Here is a 14,742-nt window from a genome sequence, read left to right on the forward strand (position 1 = left end):
CATTTCTCGCGCGGAACGCGCGGCGCCCGGCCGGCCCTGCTGCATCGGATACATCCTTGACCCAATTCACCGATTTTGGCCTCGCCCAGCCCGTGCTGCGGGCGCTCAGCGAAGCCGGCTACGTCACGCCGACCCCGATCCAGGCCCAGGCAATCCCGCCGGCCATGACGGGCCGCGACCTCTGCGGTATCGCCCAGACCGGCACTGGCAAGACCGCGGCCTTCGCGCTGCCGATCCTGCACCGCCTCGCCCTCTCGGACCGCCGCGCCCCGCGCCGCGGCTGCCGGGTGCTGGTGCTCTCGCCGACCCGCGAGCTCGCCAACCAGATCGCCGAATCCTTCTCGGATTACGGCCGGCACCTGTCGTTCACCAACACGGTGGTGTTCGGCGGCGTCACCATCAGCCGTCAGGAGCGGGCGCTGGCGCCGGGCGTCGACATCCTCGTCGCCACCCCGGGCCGCCTGATCGACCTGATCGAGCGCCGCTCGCTGACGCTGGAAGGCGTCGAGATCCTCGTCCTCGACGAGGCCGACCAGATGCTCGATCTCGGCTTCATCCACGCCCTCAAGCGCATCGTGAAGATGCTGCCGCAGAAGCGCCAGAGCCTGTTCTTCTCGGCCACCATGCCGAAGAACATCGCAGGTCTCGCGAGCCAGTACCTCACCGACCCGGTCCAGGTCGCGGTGACGCCGGTCGCCACCACGGCCGAGCGGGTCGATCAGCAGGTGATCTTCGTCCATACCGGCGCCAAGCAGGCGCTGCTCGGACACATCCTGCGCGATCCGGCGATCGAGCGCGTGCTGGTCTTCACGCGCACCAAGCACGGGGCGGACCGCGTTGTGCGCGGCCTCGACAAGGTCGGCATCGCGGCCGCCGCAATCCATGGCAACAAGAGCCAGCCCCAGCGTGAGCGGGCGCTCCAGGCCTTCCGCGACGGCGATTGCCGCGTGCTGGTGGCCACCGACATCGCGGCCCGCGGCATCGACGTCGACGGCGTGAGCCACGTCATCAACTTCGACCTGCCGAACGTGCCGGAGAGCTACGTCCACCGGATCGGGCGGACCGCCCGCGCCGGTGCGGACGGGCTCGCCATCTCGTTCTGCAACGACGAGGAGAAGGCCTATCTACGGGACATCGAGCGCATCACGCGCCAGAAGGTGCCGGTGGCGGGCTTCCCCGAGGGCTTCAACCCGCCGTCCCGCCAGGAAGCGGCCGAGATCGCCCGCGAGGAGGAGCGCCGGCCCGAGCGGCAGCAGCAGCGTCCGGGTGGCGGCCGCCCGGGCCAGCGGCCCCGGCAGCAGCAGGGCCGTCCCCAGCAGGGACGCCCCGAGGGCGGACGCGGCTTCGGCGGCCAGGGTGCCGCCCCCCGGCAGGGCCGGCCGCAGGAGGGCCGTGGCCCGGCTCCGCAGGGCCGCGAGGCCCGGCCGCAGGGCGAGCAGCGCCCGAACCAGGGTCGTCCGAGCCGCGATAGCCGGCCCCAGCGGGCGGATGCCCGCCCGCGCAGCGGCGGCGGCGGTGGTGAGGGTCGCAACATCGGTTGGCTGGAGCGGTCGCCCCGCTCCTGAACCAGCCACGACTTCGAGCGCTTGCCGCCGAACCGGATATCGGTTCAGCGGCGCGCGCTCTACGTCAGAGCATTGGAGCCGTACCGGACCGCAACGCAGTCGGGCGTGGCACACGGTAAGACAGCACAGCCGCCCGGGACGGGACCGTCCCGGGCGGTTTTTCGTGTGCTCACACCTTCGTGAGCCCTCAGGGGTTGATCTCGTAGCAGCGCGAACGCGCGCTAATTGAGCGAGCCGGCCCTAGAGCCGGCAAACCAATGATCGGAGAAAACGCCTCATGCTGAGGATTCTTGTCCCGGCCGCCGCCCTCGTCGTGGCGTCGCTCTCGCCGGCTCTTGCCCTTGAAGTCACGAAGTCCGTCGATGTCGCGGCTGCGCCCGAGGCGGTGTGGAAGACGATCGGCGGATTCTGCGGGATCGGCGATTGGCATCCGGTGATCGAGAAATGCGCCCTGTCCAAGAAGGGCGGCAAAGACGTCCGTACGCTCAACCTGAAGGGCGGCGGGACGATCGTCGAGGAGGAAGAGTCCCGCAGCGACAAGAAGATGGACTACACCTACACGATCCTGGAAGGCCCGCTGCCCGTGACCGACTACCACTCGACCATCACGGTGGCGAAGGCCGGCAGCGGCTCCAAGGTGACGTGGACGGGTACGTTCAAGGCCAAGGGCGCTCCGGACGACAAGGCCAAGGAGGCCATCGCCGGCGTCTACGAGGCCGGCCTGAAGGGCATCGCCGACAAGGCGAAGTAAGCGGTCTCCAAGCCAATGCGGGACAACGGCACCGTTCTCCCGCTGATGACGACCGGCGCCCGCCCTCGGGGTGGGCGCCTTCCCTTCCTGATTCGGCAACCCATCTCAGCGGGCGGATTGTCAGGGAGCCTGCACCATGCGGTTCGAACTCTATCGGGATGCGAAGGGCGAGTGGCGCTGGCGCCTGCGGGCGCGCAACGGCGAGGTGATCGCCGAGTCCGGTGAGGGCTACGTTCGTCGCGAGGATTGCGAGCACGGCATCGCCCTCGTGCGGCAGAGCGCCGAGGCGCGCATGGAGGACATGACCACGAAGATCGCCTGAACCGGCGCGTCCCAGGGGGTTCTCAACCCGGGATCAACCCTGTCGGACACTCAGCAGTGGTTACGCTGCAACGCTTCACCTCGCCCACGCGTTGCAGCGTTTCGGACCGGGCGGTGGGTTCTCGCTTCCCGTGCGGTTCGTCGTCGGAGACGCAATCACACAAAGGGAGTCGAGACCGTGCTGAGGAAATTCCTGCTCGCGGCCCTGCTGGTGCTGGGCTTCGCGGCCGCAGCGCCAGAGGGCGCGTCCGCCGCGCCGATCGGCCCGGGGCTCGCCCTGCCGGCCGATGCCGCGCCGGCAGTGGCCGAGAAGGCCCAGTACTACTACCGTCGTCGCTTCTACGGTCCGCGGCCCTTCTACCGCCGCCCCTACTACCGTCGCCGGTTCTACGGCCCGCGGCCCTACTGGCGCCGTCCCTATTACCGCCGCCGGTTCTACTACTGAGCTGATTCCAGCCTGACCGACCCGGCGACTCCCCAAGCCGCCGGGTTTTTCATGCCGTGAGTCGGGCTGCGCATGAAGAGGCCATGCGATATGATGCCGAAGACGGGACCGACGACGACAGATCGGCCGGCCCGGGAGGATGCCCGATGAACGATGTTGCTCAAAGCTCCGAGCCTACCGCGGCGTCACCGGACCTCTGGCAATCGATCCCGCTCGAATGCATCCTGAGCGCGGCCGCCATCCTGCTGGCGGCGGGGCTCAAGCTCGCCGGCCTTCTCTCCTGACGGCGCGCGATGAACGGGTGGTCGGCATGCAGCACGTCGGGATCTCATCGGCCGCGAGCGTGGCGCCGCCCCCGGAGACCGATCTGCCCAAAGACGACCAACCAAAGGGCGACCTGACAGTCCGCACCATCGCGATGCCGGCCGACACCAACGCCAACGGCGACATCTTCGGCGGCTGGGTCCTGTCGCAGATGGATCAGGCCGGCGGTATCGCGGGAGTCGACCGGGCGCAGGGCCGGGTCGTGACCGTGGCGCTCGATGCCATGACCTTCATCCGGCCGGTCCGGGTCGGCGACGTACTGTGCGTCTACACCCGGGTTTCTCATGTCGGCCGGACCTCGATGAAGATCGAGGTCGAGGCCTGGGCGCGACGCTTCTGCACCCAGGTCCGCGAGCGGGTGACGCAGGCCACCCTCACCTTCGTGGCGATCGACGAGGCGGGCCGACCCCGGCCGATTCCGCCGGAGGTCCCCTCGCCCCAGGCAGCCACCTGAGCAGGTTTCGCCAAAGTGGCCGCCGGTTTTGCGATGAACACCTGCGACCGGCCGGGGATTTGGACGGCTACTTGATCACCGCGCAGGCGACCCGGTCTCCGGCGCCGCCGATCGGCTGGCTGGTGTGGTCGTCCTCGTTGGCGTGGATGATCAGCGCCGAGCCGTCTCCGTCCTTCAGGCCGCCCTCGCCGTTGAGCGGCGTCTCGCTCCAGACCTCGGCGTTGGCCGAGCCGTCCTGCGCCACGTAGAGGTTCGGCAGGTCGCCCTCGTCGGGCCCGTCCGGGTTGAGCAGGCCGTGCTTGCTCTGGTCGTGGTTCACATGCACCTTGGAGTTCATGAACTTCGGGTCGGAGCAATCGCCGACGGCGTGGAAGTGCAGGCCGTGCCAGCCGGGCGACAGGGCGCCGGCCTGAAGGGCGACGCGCAGCACGAGGGCATTGGCACCGTCGCGGATCGCCAGAGAACCGATCGTGTCGCCCTTGGCGTTCTTGATCGGCGCCGAAAAGGTCTCAGCGGCCTTGGCGGCCTCCTTCGGCGGCTCCTGGGCGTGGGCAGCGCCCGCGGCGACGGTCGCGAGCGCTGCGAGCAGCGGCAGGGTACGAATCATGCGGTGGCTCTCCTGTCAGGCCCGGTCTAGTTAGGGAGCGCGCTCGCCATCGACAGGGCCGCGCGGGGGAACCTATGCCGCAGATCTGCCGGGACCGCACGAAGCCTTGATGACCTCAGACCGGACCATACCGGAGCGCACCACGGCGGCGCGCCGTGCCGACCTGTTCCTGGTGGAGCACGGCCACTTCGAGAGCCGGGCCCGGGCACAGGCCGCGATCCGCGCCGGGCTGGTGCGCGTCGATGGCCGGCCGCTCGCGCGTGCCTCGGAGGCGATCGAACCCGGGGCACGGATCGAATCCACGCCCGAGCACCCTTACGCCTCGCGCGGGGGCCTCAAGCTGGCCGCGGCCGTGGACGCGTTCGGCCTCGATCCGGCGGGGTGCGTCGCCCTCGATGTCGGTGCTTCGACCGGCGGCTTTACCGACGTGCTGCTCACCCGGGGCGCGCGCTACGTCCATGCGGTCGATGTCGGCCGGGGACAGCTCCATCCGCGGCTCCGGGCCGATCCCCGGGTGGCGAACCGCGAGGGCACCGATATCCGCAGCCTCGATCCCGCCGCTCTGGCGCCGCGCCCGGACTTTGCGAGCGTCGATGTCAGCTTCATCGGCCTGCGCCTCGTGCTGCCGGTGCTCCCGGCCCTCCTGGCGCCGGGCTCGGGACTCGTCGCGCTGATCAAGCCGCAATTCGAGGCCGGTCGCGACCGGATCGGCCGGGGCGGCCTGGTGCGCGATCCGGCCGTCCACGCGGAGGTCTGCGCGGCCGTGCGCGCCGAATTGGAGCGGCTCGGCGCCGCGATCCTGGGCCAGATCGCCTCGCCGGTGACCGGCGGCGACGGCAATGCCGAGTTCCTGATCGGCGCGAGGTTGGCGTGAGTGAAACGATAAGCGAGACCATCACGATCCGCGATCTCGGTGCCCGCGGCGACGGCATCGCGGAGGACGGGACCCTCGTTGCCTATGCGCTGCCGGGCGAGCGCGTCGCGATCCGGCGCGAGGGGCGCCGCGCCGAGCTGCTCGACGTCGAGCAGGCCTCGGCCGACCGCGTCGAGCCCTTCTGCCCCTACGTGATGCGCTGCGGCGGTTGCCGCACCCAGCACCTCGCGCGGCCGGCCGAACTTGCGTGGAAGCGGGGCCTCGTCGCCCAGGCCCTCTCGCAAGCCGGGCTCGGCGTTACGCCCGAGCCGGCCATCGACGCTCATGGCGCCGGACGGCGGAGGCTCACGCTCCATGTCCGGGCGGTCGAGGGTCGCGCCGAGGCAGGCCTGATGGCGGCGCGCAGCCACGAACTGGTGCCGATCGACCATTGTCCGATCACGGTTCCGGCGCTGCACCCGGCGCCCGACGTGGCGCGCCGCCTCGCCGCCCCCCTCGGCCATGGCCGCAAGCCCCTCGACGTGGCCGTCACCGCCACCGACCAGGGTCTCGACGTCGACCTGCGCGGCCACGGACCGGTGAGCGCCGGTGTCGGTGCCGCCCTGGTGCGGGTCGCGGGCGAACTCGGCCTCGCCCGGCTGTCGCTCCACGGCGAACGTCTGATGGAGGCCGAACCGGTCTCGGTGACCGACGGCGGCACGCGCCTCTATCCCTCGCCCGGCGGGTTTCTTCAGGCGACCGCCGCGGGACAGGCTGTCCTCATCGAGCTGACGCTCGCGGCCCTTGGGGGCCGTGTCCGCAAGGTCGCGGATCTGTTCGCCGGCTGTGGGCCGCTCAGCCTGGCGATGGCCGGGCGCGCTGCGGTCCACGCCGTTGAGTCAGACGCGGCGGCGCTGGCCGGTCTCGACCGAGCCTTCCGGGCCGCGACGGGCCTGAAGCGGATCACCACCGAGCGGCGCGACCTGTTCCGCCGCCCGCTGCTGCCCCTCGAGCTCGGCGCCTTCGACGCCGTGGTGTTCGATCCGCCCCGGGCCGGCGCGGAGGCCCAAGCCCGTCAGCTCGCCGCCGCGCAGGTGCCGCTGGTGATCGGCATCGCCTGCGACGCCGGCACTTTCGCCCGCGACGCCGCCACGCTGGTGGCCGGCGGTTACCGGCTGGAATCGGTCACGCCGGTCGACCAGTTCCGCCACGCGGGGCATGTCGAGATGGTTGGCGTGTTCCGGCGCGCGGCGCAGCGACGGTGAGCGACGCAACCTGCAAGGGATTCTCACGTTCTCTCGGCGATTGGAGATTTTCCATGCCCCGAGGATCCCTGCGCCCGCTGGCGCTCGCCGCCCTGAGCCTGGCCCTGCCGGGCTCGCTGGCCGCACAGACCGTTGCCCCGGACCAGACCGGCACCGGCGGCGGCCCCGCCTCGACGATCACGGCGCCGAACACCAACCGGTACGGCGTCACCAAGCCGCCGGGCACCTCGATGGGCCCCGGTGAGGTTCCGTCCCGCCAGGAGAAGCGGCGCGAGCGGGCCCTGACCGACAAGATCGACGACAGCATCTGCGACGGCTGCAATTAGGCCGGTCGCCAGGGTCGGATAGATTCGGCGGCGGACCACGCGGCGCCCGACCACCGGTGCACGTCCTTTCGCCAAGTGTGCCCCGCGGGCGGATGCCGCCGGCTCTGCACCGGAGACCAGCCTGCGGTCGGCAGGCCCGACCGCGATGTCACGGAAGCGTCAGAAAACACCGTCACACCCCCAGCGCAGCTTGCGCCGGGAGTCGCCGTGCCGGATGCGGATAAAACCCAGCGCTGTCCCGTGATCGTCCTGCACCCGAGACCTGTTCGTGATCTTCATCCACCAGCCCGCCGTCGGCGCCGGATCCGCGCTGCTTGAACGCCGCATCATCAACCTCCAGGATCCGATTCCCGAGGATACCGTCTGGCTCGATCTGATCCGGCCGAGCCGCGAGGAGGAGATGAAGGTCGAGGCCTTCGCGGGCATCGAGGTGCCGACCCGCGAGGAGATGAAGGACATCGAGCCGTCCGAACTGCTCTACGTCGAGGAGGGCGCCCGCTACATGACCGGGCGGGTGCTCTCGAAGGTGAGCGATTCCGAGGAGCCGGGGCTCGCCGGCATCACCTTCATCCTGCGGGGCAACCGCCTCGTGACGGTGCGCCACGAGGAGCCGCAGGCCTTCCGGATGTATACGCAGCGCGCTGGCCGCACGATGGGCAACGGCAGCGCCTCCGCACCCTCCGGCGAGACCATCCTGGCCGGTCTGATCGAGGCGGTGATCGACCGGGCCGCCGACGTGCTCCAGCTCCAGGGCGAGCGGATCGACCGCCTCTCGGGCAAGATCTTCGAGGTGCAGGATGATCCTTCCGCCCGCAACACCGCCCTTCAGGACACGTTGCGCGCGCTGGGCCGGCACGGCGACCTGATCTCGAAGCAACGCGAGAGCCTCGTCTCGATGGAGCGTATCCTGCTCGCGCTCTCGGCGACGTACCGAACCAACAAGGCCCCGCGCGATCTGCGGGAGGATGTCCGCTCGACCCTGCGGGATCTTCAATCCCTGGAGGAGCACGCGACCTTCCTGAACAACAAAATTCAGTTCCTGCTCGACGCGACCCTCGGTCTCGTCAACCTTGAGCAGAACAACATCATCAAGCTGTTCTCGGTCATGGCGGTCGTCTTCATGCCGCCGACCCTGATCGCGTCGATCTACGGCATGAACTTCAAGTCCATTCCGGAACTGGATTTGCCGTTCGGATACCCGATGGCCCTGGTCATGATGGTGGTGGCCGCGGTATTTCCGTACTTTTTCTTCCGCTGGAAGAAGTGGCTGTAGAGATAATTCCGGTTTCAAAACGAAAAAGGATTAAGATTTTTATCGGAGAATACGTGGCCTGAAGGCGCGGCACCGCCGCGAAGACGGACATTTTCATGCGTATCTCCCTCAAGACGGTTCTCTCCGGCGCGATCGCCCTGCTGGCGCTCGCCGCGGCCGGCCAGGGAGTCGCCAGTGTCGCGTTCCTGTCCGAGATCGAACAGAACGCGACGGCGGTCTCACAGCAGGCGCTGCCGACGCAGAACCAAGCCGAGGCCATCGGGACGGCCGTCCGGGACGCGCGGCTGAGTCTCTACAGGCTCGCGGTGGCGTCCCCCGACGCGACAGCCCTGGACAAGAACCAGACCGCCCTCACCGATACGCTCGGGTCGCTCTCGGGCCTGCGCCAAGCCTTCCAGGACCGCCTCACGGCGCCCCGCGACCGGGCGATCTACGAGCGCTTCACCACGGCCTGGAACGCCTACCAGAACGTCCAGCTGCAAGTGGTCGAGCTGATGATCGCGGGCGACCAGCCCGGAGCCCTCGCGCTTGTGCTGGATCCCGCAACCGGGGCGCGCAACGACGAGGCCGTGGCGAGCCTCACGGAAGCGATCGCCTCGGCCCGCGCGCAGACGGAGGCCAACGTCGCCGAGACCGCCCGGGAAGCGACCCGCGCCAAGCTCGTCGCCGTGGCGGCCACCGTGGTCGGCCTTGCGGTCGCCGCCGCCGCATTGCTGTTCGCAATCTTCGGAATCGCCCGGCCGATCGCGCGCATGACCGGTGCGATGGGACGGCTGGCCGAGGGCGACGAGACCGTAGCGGTTCCCCATACAGGCCGCCGCGACGAGATCGGCGCCATGGCGGCTGCCGTCCAGGTGTTCAAGGACAACCTGATCCGCAGCCGGGCACTGGAGCGTGACACCGCCCTCGCCCGCCAGGATGCCGAAACCCAGCGCCGCCACGCCGTCCACGCCATGGCGGACACCTTCGAGGCTGCGGTCGGCGGCGTGCTCGCGCGGGTCTCGGACGCGGCACGCGGTCTGCGCGCCGATGCGGAGACGATGTCGCGCACGGCCACGCACACGGCCGAGCGGTCGGCGACGGTGGCGGGCGCCGCGCAGGAGGCGGCCCAGCATGTCGGTACCGTGGCGGCGGCCGCCGAGGAACTCGGCGCCTCGGTCCAGGAGATCAGCCGCCAGGTGGACGGCTCCGCCGAACTGGCCCGGGGCGCGGTGGTGCAGGCCGGCCAGACGGCCAACCTCGTGCAGGAGTTGAGCGCGGCGGCGGGACGGATCGGCGACGTGGTGCGGCTCATCACCGACATCGCCGGGCAGACGAATCTGCTGGCGTTGAATGCCACGATCGAGGCGGCCCGGGCCGGCGCGGCCGGCAAGGGTTTCGCGGTGGTGGCCGCCGAGGTGAAGCAACTCGCCGAGCAGACCGCCAAGGCCACGGGAGAAATCGCCGGGCAGGTCGGCCGCATCCAGGGGGCGACCGGTCAGACCGTCAACGCCATCGACGGCATCGCGGCGCGGATCCGCGAGATTGACGGCGTGGCGACCTCGATCGCGGCCGCCGTGGAGGAGCAGGGGGCGGCGACCCGGGAGATCGCCCGCAACGTCGCGGAGGCGGCCATCGGCACGGGCGCGGTCACCGGCACGATCGACGCAGTGGCGCAGGCCGCCGACGAGACCGGCACGGCCGCCACCCGCATGCTCACCTCGGCGGCAAGCCTGTCCGAGCAATCCACCGAGCTGCGCCGGGAGATCGACACCTTCCTGACGACCGTGCGGGCCGCCTGAGGCTTCCCGCTCGGCATTGTGCATCATCCCGAAAGCCGGAGGCTGCTTCTCGGGATGAAGGAGCCAGGGCCTTTGTTTCGACGCGCTCTCTGACGCCGAACCGGTGGCCGCTTCGGCGGAGACCGCGCTAGCCCGGGCTCGACAGCTTCATCAGCACGAGCCCGGAACCGATCAGGCCGGCCGCCAGCATCCGTGCGGCACCCGCCTCCTCGCCGAGCACGGTGATGCCGACCAGGAACGCGCCGACGGCGCCGATGCCGGTCCAGATCGTGTAGGCGGTTCCGAGCGGAAGCGTGCGCAGGGCGAGCGCCAGGAAGCCGACGCTGGCGGCCATCGCGACGGCCGTGATCGCGGTCGGCCCGAGGCGCGTGAAGCCGTCCGACTGCTTCATCGCGAAGGCCCAGACGACTTCGAGGATGCCCGCGGTGACGAGATAGATCCAGGCCAAGGCGGCCCTCCTGAAAGGGCCGGGCCGTCCCGGGCTTGTGCCCCGCTGGACGGGGGGAGGACGTGGCCTCGCGCGACGTCAGCTAAGGTTCACGCGGACCGGCTGCAAGGGCGGCGCGGGGATCCCACCCGAGCCGATCCCCGTCACGCCACCGCGGCGAGGTGCTTCACCTCGGCCTTCGCCACCACCTTGCCCACCGGCGCGGCCTTGCCGCAGCTTTCGGCTTCCGGAGCCAGCACCGGCGGCTGCACCCAGCGGCCGGCGTCGAGTTCGGTGATCCGGCCGTTGATCTCGCGGATGACGTAGCGCGAGAACGGATAGACGTGCAGGTAGATCACCATGTTGGTGACCACCGCCTCCAGGGCGGCCGGGTTATGGCGGGCGGTCTCCAGGAACACGCTCCAGAAGTGCTTGGCGAGTTCCGGCCGGCGCACGGTCATCCGCCAGCACACCCGCAGCAGCGAGTAGAGATCGTGGACGACGTGGCGCCAGTTGAGTTTCTGGGCTGCGAATTTCGGCCGCTTGACCCGCCGCGCCACGACCCGCACCCGGTCGAAGAAGTTCTTCGGGTCGTAGACCTCCTGCAGGACGTCCCGGTAATCGGCCAGCACGTCGCGCTGCGGGCGCAGGGTGACGAAGTTGAGCCCCTGCGTGCACTGATCGCCCTGGTCGGCGGTGGTGTGCGCGTAATTCTCGTAGAGCCGGCCCTCCTTGCGCAGGCGCCGCGAGAGCTGCGTGTTCGGCAGCGCGAAGAGCAGGCCGACCATGGCGATCGGGATGCCGGTCTGGCTGATGCAGAGCGACATCGCCTTGGAGATGCTGTCCTGCTCGGTGTCGAAGCCGACGATGAAGCCGGCGGTGACGAACATCCCGTTCTCGTACAGCTTGTGGACGCTGTCGGCGATCGAGCGCTTGGTGTTCTGCTTCTTCTGGGTCTGGATCAGGGTCGCCTCGTCGGGCGTCTCGATCCCGGTGAACAGGGCGAAGAAGTTCGCGTCCCGCATCATCCCGAGCAGCTCGTCGTCGTCCGCGAGGTTGAGCGAGGCCTCGGTGGAGAACTTGAACGGGTAGCCGTGATCCGCCTGCCATTGGATCAGGTGCGGGAGGAACAGCTTGATCGCCTTCTTGTTGCCGATCAGGTTGTCGTCGACGAAATCGACATGGCCCCGGTGGCCGAGGCTGTAGAGCCGGTCGAGCTCGGCCAGCATCTGCGGCGTGGTCTTGGTGCGCGGGGCGCGGCCATAGAGCTCGATGATGTCGCAGAACTCGCAGGTGAACGGGCAACCGCGCGAGAACTGGACGCCGATGTAGAGATAATGGCTGAAGGTCAGCAGGTCGAAGCGGGGGATCGGGCTCTTGGTGACGTCGGCCTTGAATTTCTCCGCCGTGAGCCGGCCGCGGCGCTCACCCGATTCCCAGGCGGCCACGAACTTGTCGAGGATGCCCTCGGCCTCGCCCAGCACGAGGAAATCCGCCTTGTCGTAGACCTCCGGCGTCGAGGTCGGCGCGGGGCCGCCGACGCAGACCGGGGTGCCGAGGGCCACGCACTTGTCGATGACGACGAGGCAGTCCGGTTCCTGGGGCAGCATGCCGCCGGTCATCACGAGGTCGGCCGCCTGGATCTGAGCGTCCGTCAGGTCTTCGCAGTTGCGATTGACCAGTGTCACCTGCCAGGCCGGCGGCAGCATCGCGGCCAGCGTGATCAGGCCGAGCGGCGGCGCCGGGGCGCGGGCGCCCTGGATCTCCATCGCCTCTTTGAAATTCCACATGGAGTTTTCGTAGAACTTCGGGAACACCATCAGCACGCGCGGGGCCGTGTTCGCTTCCGACATGCTGGTTTCCCTCGTTCATGCGCGCGGCCCGGCTCCGGGAGGAATCGGGGTAGGCACAGGCGCGATCCTCACTTGCGGGCGAATTGAGGCCGTTTTTCGCTGCCGCAACAATCCGGAGCGCCGAGTCGCAAAGGACGCCCCTCCACGAGCAGCGAGTGCTCCACCTCGACGCGCTGCGGCGGTGGATTTCCTCATCTTCTTCGGGAATCGCGCTCTTTCGGCGACACACCCGGCGCGCGGCTGATCAGGGTTCGATCCGGAATCGCTCCGGCTGCGTGCCGTCCGCGTCGGTGAAGCCGTAGATCCGGGCGAGGTCGCCCGCATGCAGCACCGCGCCCGCCCGCCGCGCGATGTCGGGGTCGGCGGCGAGTGCGGCGAGCGCCCGGCCGGCATAGAGCGGACCTTCCGTGGCGTGCCCGTCCTGTCCGAGATCGCGCGCCCGCTCGGTGGCGACGAAGCCCGGCGAAAGGCCGAGCGCCGTGACGCCATGCGGGGCGAGTTCCCGCGCGAAGGCCAGGGCCAGCCTGTTGGTGGCGGCCTTGGCCGAATCGTAGAAGATATCGCCGAGGTATTCCTCGGTCCCGAACGAGACCAACGCGATCAGGCCGGAGCGCGCCGCCACCATGGCGGGAGCTACGGCTCGGGCCAGAAGCAGAGCCGGCAAAGGACCGGCTTCGAGGAAGCCGAGATAGGGCTCGGCGGAGCGGCGCCAGAACGGCGTGCCCCAGCCGGCGCCGTCCGGATAGCGTTCCCCGTCGTACCCCTCGTTGCCGCCCCAGACGCTGCAGGCCGCCACGTCGATCCGCCCGAAGCGGCGGAGCGCCCAGTGCATCATGGCATCGGTGGCGCGCTCGGAGCGGTGGTCGCAGAGGTAGTGATGGCCGCGCCCACCGGCCTCATCGACCATGCGGGCGGTATCCTCGATCGATTCCGACCGCATCTCGGTGCGGGCGCCGGTTTCACTGGAACGGGCGGTGACGATCACGGTAGCCCCTGCCTCACCGAGCGCCCGGGCGAGCCCCCGGCCGACGCCCCGCGACGCGCCCGCAACCAGACAGATCTTTTGAGACAGATCGGGCGCGCTCACGTCGAGGTCGCGGGCTTCGACCGCGACAGGAAGGCGGCGAGCCGCTCCTGGGATTCGGGCGAGCGCAACTGCGCATCGAACGCCTTGGCCTCCGCCTCCACGGCCGCCTCGATCTGGGCCTGATCGCCCCGGATCAGCGCCCGGGAGGCGGCGAGCGCCCCGCGCGGCAGGGCGGCCAGCTTGGTCGCCTGGGCGATCGCCTGCTCCACCAGCATGTCGGCCGGCAGCACCGCGTTGACGAGGCCGAGCGCCTGCGCCTCGTCGGCCTCCAGCGGCCGGGACAGGAGCAGCAACTCGGTGGCCCGGAGCCGGCCGACCCGCAGGGGCAGCAGGTAGCTCGACGCCGCCTCCGGCACGAGGCCGAGTTCCACGAAAGGCATGCGCAGCCGCGCCGCGGGGCTGGCATAGACGAGGTCGCAATGCAGACAGAGCGTCGCGCCGATTCCCACCGCGATCCCGTCCACCGCCGCCACCATCGGGGTGCGCGTGCGGGCGAGCTGCCGGATGAAGGCCAGCGCCGGCGAGGCGCTGAACCCGTCCTCGGCATTGTCCCCGGCATTCCCCATGAAGTCGGCGAGATCGTTGCCGGCGCTGAACATGCCGGGCTGCCCGGCGAAGACCACGGCGCCGATCGCCTCCGACGCGTCGGCCGCGGCCAGCGCCTCGCGCATGGAATCGTACATGGCGCCCGTGAGCGCGTTCTTCTTGTCCGGGCGGTTCAGGGTGATCACGCGGACGCCGCCCTCCAGATCGCTGATGATGATCGTCTGCATGGCGGCGTCCGGATCCAATCCCTACTCGATTTCGGCCAGTATACTGTCGATCGCGTCATCCGCCTTCAGGGCGCTCCGACGCGCCAGGGCGTAGAGCTCCTCCAGGACGCGCGACCACGACCCGGGCTGACGCGGGCTGTCGCGATCGAGCAGGTCGCGCCCGAAATCGTCGACGACCCGGCCGATGGAATCGGTGATCGACACGTGGAACTCGGTGAAGCGCCCGTCATCGACCGACTTGATCTGCACGCTGCTGTTCTGGAAGGCCGCCTGGAACACGTCCGGCCGGATACTCTCCTGCCAGATCAGCTCCCCCGCGCGCGTCCGCTCCAGCAAGCGCTCGACGAGACGCCGCTGCTTGTCGAAATTCATGCCCAACCCCCTGTCGGTTTCCCGACCCGATCGTCTCTCACGGCCGAGCGGCCACGGCCCCGCCGGGGACGAATCGCGGGCATTGAACATCGTGCCGCAGGGCGGAGCTAGAGCGCTCTCCGCAGAAGTGGACACCGGTTCGGCGGAGGAAAGCGCGTCACAACAAGGGTTGAGAGCCGTGCCCGATCGCAGCGCGCACGGTACACGACTCACAAGGCTGGGAGGCGTTTTGGGCATCGATTGGCCCAGAGGGTCGCTGCGCTTT

17 protein-coding genes are annotated in these 14,742 nt (G+C 69.7%); 11 read left to right on the top strand and 6 right to left on the bottom strand.

Going from position 1 to position 14,742, the window contains the following annotated elements:
• Positions 1-56: 56 nt before the first annotated feature.
• From MKK63_RS00915 to MKK63_RS00940, 6 genes are all read left to right on the top strand, one after another.
• On the top strand, positions 57-1,565 hold the full coding sequence (locus MKK63_RS00915) for a DEAD/DEAH box helicase (protein WP_243997826.1): 1,509 nt from the start codon (positions 57-59) through the stop codon (positions 1,563-1,565).
• Between the two features lie 277 nt (positions 1,566-1,842).
• The gene (locus MKK63_RS00920; RefSeq protein ID WP_243997828.1) at positions 1,843-2,316 is read left to right on the top strand and encodes an SRPBCC family protein; all 474 of its coding nucleotides are present in this window, start codon (positions 1,843-1,845) and stop codon (positions 2,314-2,316) included.
• Positions 2,317-2,452: 136 nt separating this feature from the next.
• Positions 2,453-2,638 carry a YegP family protein gene (locus tag MKK63_RS00925; RefSeq protein ID WP_243997830.1) on the top strand — a complete coding sequence of 62 codons (186 nt, stop codon included), beginning with the start codon at positions 2,453-2,455 and terminating at the stop codon, positions 2,636-2,638.
• Positions 2,639-2,815: 177 nt separating this feature from the next.
• Entirely contained in the window at positions 2,816-3,082 is a 267-nt protein-coding gene (locus tag MKK63_RS00930; protein ID WP_243997832.1) for a hypothetical protein, read from the top strand.
• 146 nt (positions 3,083-3,228) lie between these two features.
• On the top strand, positions 3,229-3,366 hold the full coding sequence (locus MKK63_RS00935; RefSeq protein ID WP_243997834.1) for a hypothetical protein: 138 nt from the start codon (positions 3,229-3,231) through the stop codon (positions 3,364-3,366).
• 26 nt (positions 3,367-3,392) lie between these two features.
• Entirely contained in the window at positions 3,393-3,860 is a 468-nt protein-coding gene (locus MKK63_RS00940) for an acyl-CoA thioesterase (protein WP_243997836.1), read from the top strand.
• Between the two features lie 67 nt (positions 3,861-3,927).
• Here MKK63_RS00940 and MKK63_RS00945 read toward each other — a convergent pair whose 3' ends face one another.
• Positions 3,928-4,467: a superoxide dismutase family protein gene (locus MKK63_RS00945; RefSeq protein ID WP_243997838.1), complete on the bottom strand. Its 540-nt coding sequence runs from the start codon at positions 4,465-4,467 to the stop codon at positions 3,928-3,930.
• 109 nt (positions 4,468-4,576) lie between these two features.
• Between MKK63_RS00945 and MKK63_RS00950 the strand changes: the two genes are divergently transcribed.
• From MKK63_RS00950 to MKK63_RS00970, 5 genes are all read left to right on the top strand, one after another.
• A complete protein-coding gene (locus tag MKK63_RS00950) occupies positions 4,577-5,341 on the top strand; it encodes a TlyA family RNA methyltransferase (protein WP_243997839.1) in 765 nt (254 codons plus the stop codon).
• A complete protein-coding gene (locus MKK63_RS00955) occupies positions 5,338-6,585 on the top strand; it encodes a class I SAM-dependent RNA methyltransferase (RefSeq protein ID WP_243997841.1) in 1,248 nt (415 codons plus the stop codon). The genes MKK63_RS00950 and MKK63_RS00955 overlap by 4 nt, the downstream gene beginning before the upstream one ends.
• 53 nt (positions 6,586-6,638) lie before the next feature.
• The gene (locus MKK63_RS00960; protein ID WP_243997843.1) at positions 6,639-6,911 is read left to right on the top strand and encodes a hypothetical protein; all 273 of its coding nucleotides are present in this window, start codon (positions 6,639-6,641) and stop codon (positions 6,909-6,911) included.
• Positions 6,912-7,179: 268 nt separating this feature from the next.
• A complete protein-coding gene (locus tag MKK63_RS00965; protein WP_243997845.1) occupies positions 7,180-8,184 on the top strand; it encodes a magnesium transporter CorA family protein in 1,005 nt (334 codons plus the stop codon).
• Positions 8,185-8,279: 95 nt separating this feature from the next.
• Positions 8,280-9,965 (top strand): methyl-accepting chemotaxis protein, encoded by a 1,686-nt coding sequence (locus tag MKK63_RS00970; RefSeq protein WP_243997847.1) that lies wholly within the window; start codon positions 8,280-8,282, stop codon positions 9,963-9,965.
• A 127-nt stretch (positions 9,966-10,092) separates the two neighbouring features.
• Here MKK63_RS00970 and MKK63_RS00975 read toward each other — a convergent pair whose 3' ends face one another.
• From MKK63_RS00975 to MKK63_RS00995, 5 genes are all read right to left on the bottom strand, one after another.
• Positions 10,093-10,413 (bottom strand): DMT family transporter, encoded by a 321-nt coding sequence (locus MKK63_RS00975; protein ID WP_243997849.1) that lies wholly within the window; start codon positions 10,411-10,413, stop codon positions 10,093-10,095.
• A gap of 143 nt (positions 10,414-10,556) precedes the next feature.
• Complete coding sequence (locus MKK63_RS00980; protein WP_243997851.1) at positions 10,557-12,245, bottom strand: B12-binding domain-containing radical SAM protein; 1,689 nt, start codon at positions 12,243-12,245, stop codon at positions 10,557-10,559.
• Positions 12,246-12,489: 244 nt separating this feature from the next.
• Complete coding sequence (locus tag MKK63_RS00985) at positions 12,490-13,332, bottom strand: SDR family NAD(P)-dependent oxidoreductase (RefSeq protein ID WP_243997853.1); 843 nt, start codon at positions 13,330-13,332, stop codon at positions 12,490-12,492.
• A complete protein-coding gene (locus MKK63_RS00990; RefSeq protein ID WP_243997855.1) occupies positions 13,329-14,105 on the bottom strand; it encodes an enoyl-CoA hydratase-related protein in 777 nt (258 codons plus the stop codon). Before MKK63_RS00990 ends, MKK63_RS00985 begins: the two co-directional genes overlap by 4 nt.
• A gap of 21 nt (positions 14,106-14,126) precedes the next feature.
• The gene (locus MKK63_RS00995) at positions 14,127-14,477 is read right to left on the bottom strand and encodes a hypothetical protein (RefSeq protein ID WP_243997857.1); all 351 of its coding nucleotides are present in this window, start codon (positions 14,475-14,477) and stop codon (positions 14,127-14,129) included.
• Positions 14,478-14,742: the final 265 nt, after the last annotated feature.

Source organism: Methylobacterium sp. J-088 (assembly GCF_022829295.1).
Taxonomy (GTDB): Bacteria; Pseudomonadota; Alphaproteobacteria; order Rhizobiales; family Beijerinckiaceae; genus Methylobacterium.